The sequence below is a fragment of the Aquimarina muelleri DSM 19832 genome (assembly GCF_000430665.1).
GTDB lineage: Bacteria > Bacteroidota > Bacteroidia > Flavobacteriales > Flavobacteriaceae > Aquimarina > Aquimarina muelleri.
This window is the reverse complement of the sequence record NZ_AUML01000017.1, coordinates 35,955-50,529: the sequence shown is the minus strand read 5'-3', so window position 1 is coordinate 50,529 and position 14,575 is coordinate 35,955. Positions and strand designations below refer to the sequence as shown.

The 14,575-nt window shown below is 32.0% G+C and carries 8 protein-coding genes; 7 read left to right on the top strand and 1 reads right to left on the bottom strand.

Annotated features, from left to right (window positions below):
- Window positions 1-1,035 precede the first annotated feature (1,035 nt).
- A complete protein-coding gene (locus tag H527_RS0108385; RefSeq protein WP_027412290.1) occupies window positions 1,036-3,276 on the top strand; it encodes a T9SS type A sorting domain-containing protein in 2,241 nt (746 codons plus the stop codon).
- 72 nt (window positions 3,277-3,348) lie between these two features.
- Here H527_RS0108385 and H527_RS0108380 read toward each other — a convergent pair whose 3' ends face one another.
- Window positions 3,349-5,445, bottom strand: a complete 2,097-nt coding sequence (locus H527_RS0108380) for a tetratricopeptide repeat protein (RefSeq protein WP_035087697.1) — start codon at window positions 5,443-5,445, stop codon at window positions 3,349-3,351.
- A 568-nt stretch (window positions 5,446-6,013) separates the two neighbouring features.
- Here H527_RS0108380 and H527_RS0108375 point away from each other — a divergent pair.
- The 6 genes from H527_RS0108375 (at window position 6,014) to H527_RS0108350 (ending at window position 14,460) form a co-directional block, all read left to right on the top strand.
- Window positions 6,014-6,820, top strand: a complete 807-nt coding sequence (locus H527_RS0108375) for a glycosyltransferase (RefSeq protein WP_027412288.1) — start codon at window positions 6,014-6,016, stop codon at window positions 6,818-6,820.
- 91 nt (window positions 6,821-6,911) lie between these two features.
- The gene (locus tag H527_RS0108370; protein WP_027412287.1) at window positions 6,912-10,943 is read left to right on the top strand and encodes a DUF6923 family protein; all 4,032 of its coding nucleotides are present in this window, start codon (window positions 6,912-6,914) and stop codon (window positions 10,941-10,943) included.
- A gap of 117 nt (window positions 10,944-11,060) precedes the next feature.
- A complete protein-coding gene (locus H527_RS0108365) occupies window positions 11,061-12,302 on the top strand; it encodes an oligosaccharide flippase family protein (protein WP_027412286.1) in 1,242 nt (413 codons plus the stop codon).
- 112 nt (window positions 12,303-12,414) lie between these two features.
- Complete coding sequence (locus tag H527_RS0108360) at window positions 12,415-12,711, top strand: STAS domain-containing protein (protein WP_027412285.1); 297 nt, start codon at window positions 12,415-12,417, stop codon at window positions 12,709-12,711.
- A 24-nt stretch (window positions 12,712-12,735) separates the two neighbouring features.
- On the top strand, window positions 12,736-13,035 hold the full coding sequence (locus H527_RS0108355; RefSeq protein WP_027412284.1) for an STAS domain-containing protein: 300 nt from the start codon (window positions 12,736-12,738) through the stop codon (window positions 13,033-13,035).
- A 243-nt stretch (window positions 13,036-13,278) separates the two neighbouring features.
- Window positions 13,279-14,460 (top strand): glycosyltransferase, encoded by a 1,182-nt coding sequence (locus tag H527_RS0108350; RefSeq protein WP_027412283.1) that lies wholly within the window; start codon window positions 13,279-13,281, stop codon window positions 14,458-14,460.
- The last annotated feature ends 115 nt before the right edge of the window (window positions 14,461-14,575 follow it).

Sequence of the window (14,575 nt, the reverse complement as noted above, 5' to 3'; positions counted from 1 at the left end):
ATTTGGGTAATAGCGAGGATACTATAAAAAGTTTATCCTCGCTATTTTGTTTACATTATTAAGAATTTAGAAAATTAAAAATTTCGCTGGAAGTTGAGAATCTGAAAACGACCCCTTCGTGTCACCTCAGAGTTCGTAGTGGTATTGAACAAAATCGAATTGACCTCATTGTGAGCTGAGAATCTGAAAACGACCCCTTCGAGTCACCTCAGGGTTCGTAGTGGTTACATATCGTGGGCTGAGGCACTCTAAGCCTAGCACTATGTTTACCATTCCCGTAGCTTATTTTATATCCCCAACTATATAGAACCTCTTCCCAGCAATAAAAAATGCTTCCCGTAGGGGTGTTTCCTATTCCCGTAAGTAAGGAAACTCTCCCCAGCAGTTAGGAATGCTCTCCCAGCACTATAAAAACCTTTCCCGGCAGGGTAGTATTGCTTCCCGGCAATCAAAAGTGTTGTCCCAGTTGCTGGGATCAAGTATATCAAGGACTAGAAACAATCCAAATCCCCCCCTTCATAATATTTACTGCGGGCTGAGGCTCTCAAAACTCACACGCACATTACACAAATACACTCGTACCAGATGTATCGTTCTATATATTATATTAATGCTAAAATAGTTTTTACAACTTATTGTTAGTCCTATTATTGTATAATAATTCTTCCACAGTTTTTCTGTTTTTAGATTGTTTTAATGTACTTGGTTTTGGAATATCTCGTCCTAAAAAAACAAAATATTATCAAAATATTATCTTGTTAAAGAAAAACTAAATAGCTAGTTTTGCAGACATTAGTGTTCCTTACAAAAACCATATATTTCACCTTCTAAGTAATGGTAATACTATAATTCTTAAAACCACATAACCACGAGAATGTAAAGTATCTCTAAGTTACCGCCATTTCTCCATAATTGGTTTGTTAAAATATTGTAGTCATTTAAAAAATTAGTATTTAAATAAAAGTATATACTAATCTATATGCTGTTACGCTCTATATTATATATAGAAGTCAACCGCTTTAAACTATTATGGTTATGAAAAAACTATTACGTATTGGTTTGCTTTTCCTTTTAGGAAATCAACTGTTTTTTGCACAGGCTGATCATATAAAATGGGAATTTAGAGGAGGAAAAATTCTTTCTAATCCAAGTGTTACCGGTCCTACTTATCCTGGAGTGGAACCTGCTGGATTATATGGTCCCGGAGGAGCTACAAAGATTCCTACCTCAGATCAGCGTCTGCCGTCAGCAATACTGGTAGACCTGGATAATGATAAAGATCTGGATTTTATTTCAGGAAGCCAGAGAGGATCTATTCATTATTTCGAAAACACTGGTAGTATTACAGCACCTCATTGGGTTCTGGCATCCATACCAACTTTAGATACCATTAAAATAGACATTAACAATACTGTTAGAAATCAAAATCGCCCACAACTAGCAGACATTGATAATGATGGAGATTTAGATTTATTTATAGGCACCGATCGTAATTATGAAGGTCTTGGAAATGATAATGTTCGTTTTTACAGAAATATTGGCTCCCCAGAAGTTCCTGTGTTTGAGTATATCCCTGCCTGTATACCTGGGCTTCTGGATCAAGATATTGCAGAGTTTCCTGGGTTGGGCTTTGTAGATCTTGACAATGATACAGATCTGGATTTAGTAGCATTGGGTAGCGACAAACTAACATACTACAAAAATATCGGAACTAAAGAAAACCCTAATTTTGAACGTCAATCTGAAGCAAATAGCCCTTGGGACGATGAAAGCGCATATACTAACATGGATGTACCCATACCTGTATTTGAAGATTTTGACAAAGATGGCGATTATGATATGTATTTTATGACAGATGATGGATTTGTAAGATGGTTAGAAAATGATGGAACAGCTACCAACCCTCATTTTGCAACTCCCCAACAAACTATGCATAGCCAATTAACCAATGCCGATATGGGAACTTATTCTACTGTGGATTTTGGCGATGTTAATGGGGATGGACTAAAAGATGCTATTTTAGCAAACTTTAATGATCCAAGATTTGCTTGGTTTAGACAAGTGCCTGAATGTATAGCTCCTACTATATCCAACATAACCGCTACATCTGTACTTTGCGAAGGAGAAACTTCTACTATAACTATTACTGGTAATCTTAATATAGCTTCGACCTGGTCAATATATACAGACTCCTGCGGAGGCACACTAGTAGGTACAACCACTACAAACACCTCTACTTTTGTAGTTACCCCAACAGCACCAAGCACCACATATTATATACGAGGAGAAGATGGAAATATATCTTGCATAGACGAATCGACAGCTACCTGTACCTCTATAACAATTACAGTTAATGCCATAGACGATCCAGGATTTACCTACGATGCAGCCCTGTATTGTAAAGATGCAACTAACCCTACTCCTACCATTACAGGAGTAACAGGCGGTGTATTCTCTAGCACTACAGGATTGAGTATAGACCCCAATACAGGAACTATTGATATCGCTACCAGTACCAGTGGAAATTATATAGTAACCTATACCACCTATGGGATCTGCCCTAGCTCTAGCACCGCTATGATCGAGATCAAAGAGGTAGAGGATTCAGGTTTTTACTATGATGCTGTCGTATATTGTAAGGATGCCACTAATCCTACTCCTACTATTACAGGAGTAGCAGGAGGTATATTCTCTAGCACTACAGGATTGAGTATAGATCCCAATACAGGAACTATTGATATCGCTACCAGCACCAGCGGAAATTATATAGTAACCTATACCACTACAGGCAGTTGCACTAGCTCTAGTACGGCAGAAATAAACATTAATGCATTAAGCGAAGCTACTCTAACTAGAAATTCTCTAATTCTGACCGCCAATATAGATAAAGCAACATATCAATGGATTAATTGCGAAACCAATACACCTATTGCAGGAGAAACAAACCAATCATTTACCGCTACTATAAACGGCTCTTATGCTGTTGACATCACATTAAATAGTTGCACAAAAAGATCTACTTGTATATTAATAGACTCTATTATGATTCCACAAGAAGACACTTTATCTTCTTTTAAATTATACCCCAATCCAACAGATGGGATTGTAAATATCTCCATGCCTATCCAAAAAATCTCGATATTTAATTATTATGGAAGAAAGATATTAGAAACATCAAATTCTACTTTTGATATCTCACCATTAAGATCTGGTATCTATTTTATAGAAATTGAAACTACAAAAGGCAGAACTATTAAAAAAATAGTACGCTTGTAAATAAGCAATAATAGGATTAAGGAAGCAATTATAAATAAAAGGGTATAATTGTTTCTTTAATTTATTTTAAAATCAATTGGACATATTTGCATCCTCATTATTTTGCAACTTTTGTATTTTTTTATCAAAAATAGGTTTAGATAAAAAATACCATTTTAGCTGAAAACCAAGTTCTGTGTATTCAAAACCAGCCGCTGTAGCAGAAGCTATATTACTATATTTACCATATAGGTTTGCCTTAAATCGCTCTGAAAATTGATACCCAAACTTTCCTTCTGCTCTAAAAGTTGAAGATCCAGGATCTTGTTCTACAAATTGTCTACCTAAAGCTGCACTAGCATTATAAAACCATTTTTTTTCAGCATCACTAACAATCTCTAAAAAGATCTCTCCTAGATTAAATTGTCCAGGACTAAAATAAATTACAGGCACTTGCTCTTTAAAGGATAAATATTGATAATTTATACCTCCTTTTATAATAGGTTTTTGTAAAAAAGTATAGTATAAAGATGAAAACAATAGGTTTCTTATATTATCATCGGTCTGTGGAGTATATATATACTGTGTATACCAGCCTAAATTAAAATTGGTACTAAGATTATAATTCAAGAAATAATTATTCATTACAATCTCTCTATTTAATAAATCTGCATTAAAATTTTGCAGTTCCCTTTTGTATCCTATGTCTAGGTTTTGAAGCTTAAATGGTTTCGTTTTTAAAGTTACCTCAGCTAAAAACTCTGTATACTCTGTTGTAAATGCATTTGCATTAGTAATCCCCACCTTAGATTGTAATGAGAGCCTGCCGTTAAACTTATATAATAATCCTAACCAAAAATCATTCGACGTAGCTTCATTTTCACTTACCGTATTTCTTGTTGTTCTATAATCATATTGAAACTCTGTAGTAAGTTTTTCTGATAAAGGAATTTCTGATTTTAACTGTATCATAAAAGCTTCATTATCTCCATTATCAAAAGTAAATGCTGTTTTTTCTTCGATAAAAGGTGTATGAGACTTTTTTAAAGTCTTTATCAATTTTTCTGCATCTTGCTGTTTTGGATAATATTGCAATGTTTTAAAAGCATATGTATAAGATTTCATATCCTCTCCTACCGCTCTATATGCGTTTGCAATTCCTAAATTACCATCAAAAGAGCTTTTATCTTTGTTTAATATAGAAATATAACTTTCTAAACTCTTTTTAAAGTTACTGGTATACATGCCATGTGTTGCCTGCAAAGCAGATATCCTATTATTAGAGTACTCTAACTGTAATTTATCAATTTCATTATTTGCTGTCTTAAATTTTTTATTCCATAATAATGCTTGTATATATCGCTCTTGTGTAGATAAATAAAGATTTTTGTTGTCTTTAAAACCAACCACTTTTTCTTTAGCGGTATTTGCTATTTTCAGTGCTTTTTTTTCTTTACTTTTTTTATGAGCAACTAAAGCTTTACCATTTAAGGATGTGATACTATCCTCTTTGCTTATCGCTAAATCAGTATACGCTTTTTCTGCTTCTTCCAGATTATTGGTAACTAAATAAATATTAGCCTTATTCAGTAATGTATCTTTATCCTTAGGAAAATCTATAAGGTTTTGATCCAGTAACTCTATAGCTTCTTTATATTTTTTGTCTTGTGCCAACGCATTGGCATAACCTAAGCGAATATATTTTCGGGATAACAAAGCATTTGGGTTTCCTTTTTGTAATGTCAATGCTTTATTCACTATTTCTAATGCTTTTTTATACTTTTTTAAATTAGATAAGGTATTAGCATATCCTAGCACAGCAGGAAAACTTGTATTATCTTCCTGAATCAAGGTTTCATAAAATTTTTCTGCATCTATAAATTGTTTATCCCAGAGTAGTGCTTCAGCATAATTCAACTTAATTTCAAAATCATTTGGGTAGTCTTTTTTTAACGCTGTAAAAATAGATACTGCTTTCTGCGAATCTCCTAATAAACCAACCGATCTACCATAACACAAAAGAGCTGTTCTATTATTAGGGTATTTCTCTAAAATGATCTTAAAAAAAGATTTTGCTTTATCATACTTTCCTGTTTCAAGATAACCAAAACCTTCCTGCATATCTTGTGCAGATAAAAAGGAAATTGAAAAAAGAAATAAAAAGCTTAAAAAGAAGGTTTTTGAGAACATTATTTTGTGGAATAACAGGTTAATATTGTTAAAGCTAAGAATAACAAAAATAACAGCAATCAAAAACACAATAAGTTTTATTAAAATTCCATTTCTGATTTTCTTTTATTTCATAAAAACTTCATTTTTTTTAACATAATTTTATATAATCATTACCGTAAATAGAAAAAAACTTCTTTTTTAACACTAATTCTTTACAAAAATCTGCATTTTTTATTAACACTTGTAGTCTTTTACCTTCTTTAAAAGATTTTTAAATGTTAAATTTTTAATTAAATACACTTAATTATCGACGAAATACACATTTTTTACGCTTTCGTAAACATTTTGAGGTTTTACCGTAATGAAATCTCGAAAACAGATGTTAATTTTACATAGAGTTGATAATTAGTACTTAATAGTCAATTCTACAAAAAGTAAATTCGTCAAAATGTAAAATAGTCTTCAAAAATCCCCAGAAGAATGTTAAACATATTTTAAAAGATCTAAGGCCTAAAAAATGATGAGGCTATCCTTAAAAAATTAATACTTCTACTACCCCAGAAGTATGCCCTAAAATAAAAAAAGAATGACGAAAATTACAGGAATTATTATTCCATGCTATAATGAATATTATAGACTGGATAAGAAAAAATTTTGCAACTTTTTAAATCAAAAAACAAACTATCATCTCTGTTTTGTTAATGATGGTAGTTCAGACAACACTTTAAAAATGTTACTGGAACTTAGAGAGTTTAACCCCAAAAAAATATCCGTAATTGATCTCGAGAACAACCAAGGTAAAGCTACCGCAGTACAAACAGGTGCTAATTACCTTGCAGATATAGAGCATATCGATAATATTGCATTTCTAGATGCAGACCTATCTACATCGCTAGAAGAAATGGACAACCTAGTAACAAAGCTAAATAGCAACCCTAAACTAACCATGGTATTTGGTTCTAGAAAAACAGAAGAGTCTAATAATATTGAAAGAAATATAGCTAGAAAAGTGCTATCAAATTTTATAGGATTCTTTATTCAATTTATTCTTCAACTTCCTATCAAAGACACCCAGTGTGGTGCTAAAGTTTTTAAGAAAAGTATTATCGAAAACGTATATAGCCAACAATTTATAAGTAAATGGTTATTTGATATAGAAATTTTTCTTCGTCTGAAAAGACATATTGGAATTAAGGACTTATTAAGCTCTATTAGCGAAGAACCTTTGGATAGCTGGATCGAAGTAGAAGGCTCTAAAATAACTTTAAAGGACTCTTTTCTTATCCCAATTAACTTATTAATGATCTGGTTTAATTACTTCAAAATCAGAACTCACACCAAAAATGCTTCTGATATTTTTAACCTTAAAAAAAACGACTATATGGTAAGATAACTACTTTCTTAAAAAAATCAACAATACTCTAACTATCAAAAAAACGTCTGTATCCTAGTTTAGAACTAGAAAATACAAACCCCAATATATTATGAAAAAAGCCGTCATTCTCATTCTAACAGTTATTCTAGCAAATGTAACCTATGCTCAACAATCTTTTGATTGTAATGAAGGAAAGTTTTATCAAGTAATTTCTGGAGCATTACGATCCTATGACCCTATAACAGGAACCTATTCCACTCCCCTTCATACCCATAACTCATATAATGCAGGAGGGTACAACCCCGTAGATGATTTTTTATATGCAATACGAAGCAGTGATAAACATTTATTACGAATAGGAAAAGATATAATAGTAGACCTTGGTGCTGTTGCACCTAATGGAGGTATCTCCTTTGGTGGTGGTTATGCTGCCGATGTAGATAATGAAGGAAATCTATGGGTTTTTCAAAATTCATTAGACAAAAAATCTTTTCATAAGATTCTCAATATTCAAAGCTATGATGGCTCTACTCCCCCTGTATTTGAAATTGTAGTATCTAACCAAGCCTCCCCTAATACATGTGCAGATATTGTATTTATTAATGGCAACTTATATGGTGGCAGCCGAGGAGATGTGTATAAATGGGATCTTTCTACAACCACCCCTGTTTTTAGTAGTAGTACCGTTACTGATTTACCCAATCATACATTTGGTGCCTGTTATACCGATACTAGCAATAGATTATATGTATCTAGTAATAGTGGAGGATTATATTTAGTAAACGATTATGAAAGTATCACCCCTTATGCTACTTTATTAAATAATACCGAAGTAACCAATTCTAATGATGGTTTTAAATGTGCCAGTGGCATATCCCCTATCGATGCAGATCAAGATGAGGTCTTGGATCCTTTTGATAAAGATACCGATGGAGATGGTATTCCTGATCTTGTAGAAAGTGGTGGCATAGATCCTTATGGAGATAATGATTCTGATGGGACTTTTAACTATTTAGACCCAGATTTTGGAGCCACCTGTAACAGTGGTGTTTCTTTGGCTTTTGATACCGATAGAGATGGTGTTCCTAATGTACTGGATTTAGATAGTGATAATGATGGAATATTTGATATTGTAGAAGCTGGACTAGGTAATTATGATACTAATGGAGATGGTCAATTTAATGCACAGGATGCTAATTATATCGATTCGGATCTGGATGGTATTGCTGATATTGTAGATGTAGATCAAACTGGTACTATTTTTTATCCTGCAGACACAGACAATGATTTAATTTATGACCCATACGATATTGATTCTGATCAAGATGGGATCATTGATCTTATCGAAGGACAAAATAGCCTTAGTTTTATAACTCTTTCTGGTTTAGATCAAGATAGAGATGGTATGGACGATGCTTTTGATCCAGACAATGAAGGAACTCCACAAGGGTATATTAATACAGATGGTACCGACAGCCCTGACTTTTTAGATACAGATTCTAATAATGATGGCACGTTGGATACTGTAGACGCATACGATACAAATAGTGATGGAATAGCTAATACTATAGCTTCTGGAAATGATTTTGATCAAGATGGTTTGGATGATAATTTTGATTTAAAAGAAACTGTTTTTGATTCAGATAATAGTAACCAAACTCCTGCTAGTTTCCCTATGTTAAGTATAAGCGAACGATATCAATATTCTAGTACATTTGGCATATCTGGTATCCCAAATTATTTAGACACTAACGATATCTTAGCATCCGATTATATAAATCGTATCCAAAATGGTTTACCAGAAGGTAACTCTGTACCTAATCTTAACCCTAATTATATTTACTCGGGCTACGATACTAATATTATTTTAGAAAGTACAGCAAACATTTCGGTAACCTTTATTGATGAAAACACAAACTATAAAAACGCACTTGGTTTTTATACGTATGATATAAATAATCCTTCTGTAACAGTTCCTGATCCAGAAAACATTACTATTATTTTTCCTAATGCCTCAAAAGTAGGTAGCGATGGTGGATTAATTGCTGGTAATACGGTAAATATTGGTAGTTTTCCTGCTAATACAGGAATTGGTTGGGTATTACTTGCAGATGGCTGGGATAACAATTCTGTAGATTCTGGATTATGGCAAATCTATTCCAATTCAGATTATAATCCAGAGTGCGACGAAACTCTACGACCACATAATATTTTATTAGCAGATACCGCTAACGAAACTATTGTTCTTGGTTTTGAAGACATTAGACGAGACTATCCTGGAGCAGATCATGATTTTAATGATGTTTTATTTCATATAAAAGCAGATCAGTATAGCTCCTTAAAAACAACTAACATACTAGAATTAACGGAAGAAGGTATTGTGACTTCTGGCAATGACGGCGGCTTAGAAAGTAATGGGGATTTAGCTAACTTAATTGCTAAAAGAAATTTTTCTAGATCCAAAACCAATAAAGTATATAATACAAAAAGTTTACAACAACGTTTTGCTCCAGGACAAAAATCATACAAAAATGGTAACAATGTGGATCTAAGTATTTATTTCCCAAAAACCGGTGCTACAGGAACAGAAACCTCTTTTGTATCCAGTCCAGATGATTTGATTGGAATAACCAACGCTACATCTGTATTTTCTATAGATTACTACAAACAAAATCAAAGAGTTGGTGCTGCTCTGGCAATGGCAACAAAAGGATCTGTTTATGACCATTCTAAAACTATATGCGATAGACTTAACGGCTCTGTTTTAGAGGATATTAGAACCCTGAAAATCCGAAATCATACTTTGGTAAACACTAAAATTAGAAGAGCTACTGGCGAAATCGAACAAGCTTTACATTTTTCTGTTCGAATAGACGAATATCAAAATGAGTTATATAGTTTATGGAATATCGGCCAATATCCTGAAGGAGATTATCTTAATTTTCAGATATGGGGTGGTTCTATACCACAAGTTGCAACTATTGCAAATACTATTATTGATAAGTTAATGGTACAAAAATCACTAGGTAAAACTTTTATTCCAAACCATATACCCTCGGTATTTGTGCAAGAAGGGTATTATAGAGATGGTAAACTTATATTAAGCATTATAAATAAATCTCAGGCAAGTCAATTCAACTTTAGAGGAAACAAAAGAGTAACAGAGCTATCTAAAGAAGAGCTACTAACAAGAACAATTACATTATCTGGCGAATATCAAGAAACTATTGCCATAGAAACAGGATATCTATTTGATATCGGATTTGCAATTACCGGAAATGACCCTAACAAAGCTGATGTATTATACTTGGCAGATGGCCCATGGGGTATTGATTTTCTAGAACAAGGTGCAACGGTAACCAATTTTAATATTATTAAGAATGAAAAACAAGAAAACCAATCTAATTCATATATAATAGAACGAGATGCTACAGTAAGTGGTAACCTTAAAGAAACCATGAATCTTTTTAGAAATATTCTGGGAGGAGATCGTACTTTAAATGTTTCAAAGTATAAAACAGTAGAGTTTGATCTATACACAGATAAAGATGTAGAAGTGATTCTGGTAACAAAAGATCTTGTGGATTGGAATAACAGACTTAGATATACAATAAAGGCAACCGATACAAAACAAACGTATACCATACCTTTTTCGGATTTTTATACTACAAAAAAACAAGATATCAGTATGGATAATCTAAGAAGTGTTGTTTTTTCAATACAAGGAGATTATCAAAGCTTTACCACTTTTAATATCGAAGTTGCAAAACTTAAATTTACTTTAGAAAAAGAACAAGAAGAAACTACAAATACTGAAACAGATGAAAATACAGAGGCTGTAGCAATTAATAATGATGACATAGAAATTCGTTCAGAAGACAACTCTACTGTTATTATCAATTCTCCAAATCCTTTTAAAACAAATACAACTATTAAAATGCCAACACCACAACAAAAACTAACTATCTCGGTGATAGACATGCTTGGTAGAGTAGTACAAAAAGAGGATCTTGGAGGTACCGGAATCCTAACAGATACATTTACTTTTACTGCTAAAAATCTACAAAAAGGCGTATATAAATATATTATAAGAGGAGATGATTTCAAAAAAAGATATGAAGGGAGCTTCTTGATACAATAGTATTACCTATTACCATCCCCTATACTTTATGAAAAAATAACGTATAGGGGTCTTTTAAAAAAGAAACTATTTATATTATAAATTCACAACGCAATCTAAAAACCTAAATCTATTATTATGAAAATGATCATTCATACTGCTTTAAAAAAATTAAGTGCAGAACAAAAATTTATGATCAGTGTAATTATTGTTAATGGAGGAAACTATCTTTATAATTTAATATTAGGCAGGATCTTAGGTCCCGAAGAGTTTGCAGATGCTGCACTATTAATCACTTTTCTTTTAGTTTTGTCTTTTGTCGCCATGACGTTTCAATTATCGACAGCTAAATTTTCGGTAATTTTTGAGAAAGATCTTTTTAAAAATTTTATCAATATTATATACAAATACTCTAGTGCCATTGGCATTACTTTAGGAGTCTTACTTATCCTTTTTGCAAATTCTTTACAAGCACTATTTAACACCCAATCCTCTACCATGTTTACTTTATTTGGTATTGGTGTCCCTATATACTTTATAATGAGTGTTAACAGAGGTGTTTTTCAAGGGAGCAAAAAATTTGATAGCCTTGCTGTAACCTATCAAGGAGAAATGATTAGCAGACTTATCATTACCTTAATACTAATCTATACTACACAATTACAATCTTCTATTTTAGTAGCTTTGGGTATTGCAATTTCTTTTCTGTTTGGCCTTCTCCCCTTTCAATCTAAACATATAGAAATAACAAAAAAACATATATTACCACCTACAGAATCCAAATATATACTCAAATTTTTCCTGTTAACTGCATTTTATGAGTTTACTCAAATCATTATTAACAATAGTGATATACTTATGGTAAAACACTATTTCGAAACGTATGAAGCTGGTTTGTATGCATCTTTAGCTTTGATCGGTAGAGTTGTATATTTTGTTGCCTGGATGTTTGTCATGTTGTTGTTACCAAAAGTAGTACAAAAGCAAAAAGATGGAGAAGCCCACTCTCCTATATTATTTAAATATGTATTTTATATTACTTTACTTTCGGCAGCGATTGTACTGGGGTGCTATCTTTTTCCCGAATTTGTAATTAATATAATGTTTGGTAGTGAATATATAAGTATAGCACCACTACTATGGAAATATGCTATTGCAACATCATTATTCGCTATTTCCAATATTTTCGCTTATTATTTTTTATCTCTGGATCAATATATACCAGTAGTATTATCTGCATTACTTGGGGTTTCGCAGGTGGTACTTATCCTATTTTTTCACAACACATTATCACAGGTTGTTATTATGCAAATAATAGCAATGGCTATTCTTCTTGTATTTCAGTTATCCTTCTTTTTAAGTTACCAGAAAAAAGGATAACGATCAGTCGAATCTATTCGTCGAAAGATATACGTAACTCACCGTAATTAGCATCAAAATCAGTAAAAAAAGATGCAACTTTAAGATAGTAATAACCTATAAAACAAAAATTATGGCCTTACAAATTACCCAAAATCAAGAAATTTTTGAAATTAGAGGAAGTATAACCACAGAAAATGCTAAATCCTTACAACACCATTTTGAAAAATTATTGTGTCGTCTAAACAAAGTAATTATCTGCCTAGATAAAGTAAAAAAAATTGATTCTTCTGGAGTTACAGTATTAAATAAACTATTTAGAAATGCTGCCGAAAATAAAAAAACCTTATACATCATAGGCAAAGAAAATAAAAAAGTAAGTGCTGCCTTTGGCAAAGTAAATTATATCCTAAGAAGTGATTTTGTATAATAGAATATCCCAAAATAAAACATCATGAAACTACAAATTATAAATACATCAGGAACGTTTGAAGTAGTAGGAAATTTTACTTTAGACAATACAGAATTAGTTAAAAACCATTTTAATTATCTATTAGATCATTATGAAGAGGTGGTGATTTCTTTAAAAAAGGTCAAAAAAATGGATCAAAAAGGGATAAAGGTTTTAAAAGAAATCTATGCAAAAGCAAACCGAAGAAGTAAAATTTTGTTTGTTTTGGGTAGAGAGAATAACAAAATCATAGATCTTTTTAAAAAAAATAAAGCTACCTATATTTTTAGAGAAAATTATTAACTAGAGCTGCTACAAACTTAGAGAACAAGAAAAGTAAAATGAAAATGTTCTACATCCAAAAAACACTTATTATTCTTCGGTTTCTGTTGCTTTTCTAATCTGGTTATTATAAATTGTAGTTTGCAAAAAATAAAGACGTACCCCATTCGTCCTAAAATCTTGAAACCTTTATTACACATAAAATTTCTAACGGATTTTACTTCGTCTCTGTCTGATTCTAAAAACCAACATAAAGAATTATAGATGAAATTAGCTATTGTAACCGCTTACCCTCCTAGTAAAGTAACCTTAAATGAATATGCGTATCACTTAGTAAAACATTTTAGACAACATGCAGATATTTCTGAACTTATATTGTTAACCGATGTTTCTCCAAAAGATGCAGATATTTCATTTACCGAAAAAGGATGCAATATAGTAGTCAAACAGTGTTGGAAATTTAATAGCTACAACAACATTTTTTCTGTAATGAAAGCTGTTAATCAAACCAAACCAGATGCTATATTATTTAATCTGCAATTCATGAAATTTGGGGACAAAAAAATAGCTGCAGCATTAGGGTTGTTATTACCAAAACGTTGTGTTTTAAAAAATATACCAACTATAGTTTTACTACATAATATTATGGAACAAGTAGATTTAGAAAACTCTGGATTTACAAAAAATAAAATTCTTCAAAAAATCTATACTGGTATAGGTACTATGCTTACTCAATTTATACTATCAGCAGACATGGTTGCTGTTACTATAGATAAATACGTACATATTTTAAAAGAAAAATATACTGCTACAAACGTAGTACAGATCCCTCATGGTACTTTTGAAATACCAGAAGAGCCTATATACACCCTTCCCGAAGGTCCTTTACAAATTATGACTTTCGGAAAATTTGGTACTTATAAAAAAGTAGAGATTATGATCGAAGCGGTAGAAAAAATACGATCCAGAACCAATACAAATCTTGAAATTGTAATTGCAGGAACCGATAATCCAAACGTTATAGGGTATTTACAATCTATGAAAGAAAAATATGCAAATGTACCTCAACTTACTTTTACTGGTTATGTTGAAGAAGTAGATGTGCCTAGAATTTTTACAGAAAGTGCTATGGTAGTATTTCCGTATACCTCAACAACAGGAAGCTCGGGAGTATTGCATCAAGCAGGAAGTTATGGTAAAGCTGTAGTTATGCCAGATTTAGGAGATTTAAGTTTATTAGTAGACGAAGAAGGATATAAAGGAGAGTTTTTTGATCCTGAAAGTGTAGATAGCCTTGCCAATGCTATAGAAAAAATTGTATTAGATCCTGAATATCGTATTGCATTAGGAAAAGCAAATTACAAAGCTGCCACTGCCCTACCAATGAGTAAAATAACCGATATGTATATCCAACAATTTAAAGCCATACAAAACAGAAAACAATAATAATCCTTCTTTTTTATCTATATCTAGATGTTTTTTATTGATGTAATCAATAACCTCAGAGCTAGTTCACGAGGTATGCTTCCGAAAATATACTTTGTTTTCGAGACAACCCTCA

Excerpts from the sequence above, each read along its gene's own strand:
- H527_RS0108350 (WP_027412283.1), top strand. The coding sequence starts at position 13,279 with ATGAAATTAGCTATTGTAACCGCTTACCCTCCTAGTAAAGTAACCTTA.
- H527_RS0108385 (WP_027412290.1), top strand. The coding sequence starts at position 1,036 with ATGAAAAAACTATTACGTATTGGTTTGCTTTTCCTTTTAGGAAATCAA.
- H527_RS0108365 (WP_027412286.1), top strand. The coding sequence starts at position 11,061 with ATGAAAATGATCATTCATACTGCTTTAAAAAAATTAAGTGCAGAACAA.
- H527_RS0108360 (WP_027412285.1), top strand. The coding sequence starts at position 12,415 with ATGGCCTTACAAATTACCCAAAATCAAGAAATTTTTGAAATTAGAGGA.
- H527_RS0108380 (WP_035087697.1), bottom strand. The coding sequence starts at position 5,445 with ATGTTCTCAAAAACCTTCTTTTTAAGCTTTTTATTTCTTTTTTCAATT.
- H527_RS0108355 (WP_027412284.1), top strand. The coding sequence starts at position 12,736 with ATGAAACTACAAATTATAAATACATCAGGAACGTTTGAAGTAGTAGGA.
- H527_RS0108375 (WP_027412288.1), top strand. The coding sequence starts at position 6,014 with ATGACGAAAATTACAGGAATTATTATTCCATGCTATAATGAATATTAT.
- H527_RS0108370 (WP_027412287.1), top strand. The coding sequence starts at position 6,912 with ATGAAAAAAGCCGTCATTCTCATTCTAACAGTTATTCTAGCAAATGTA.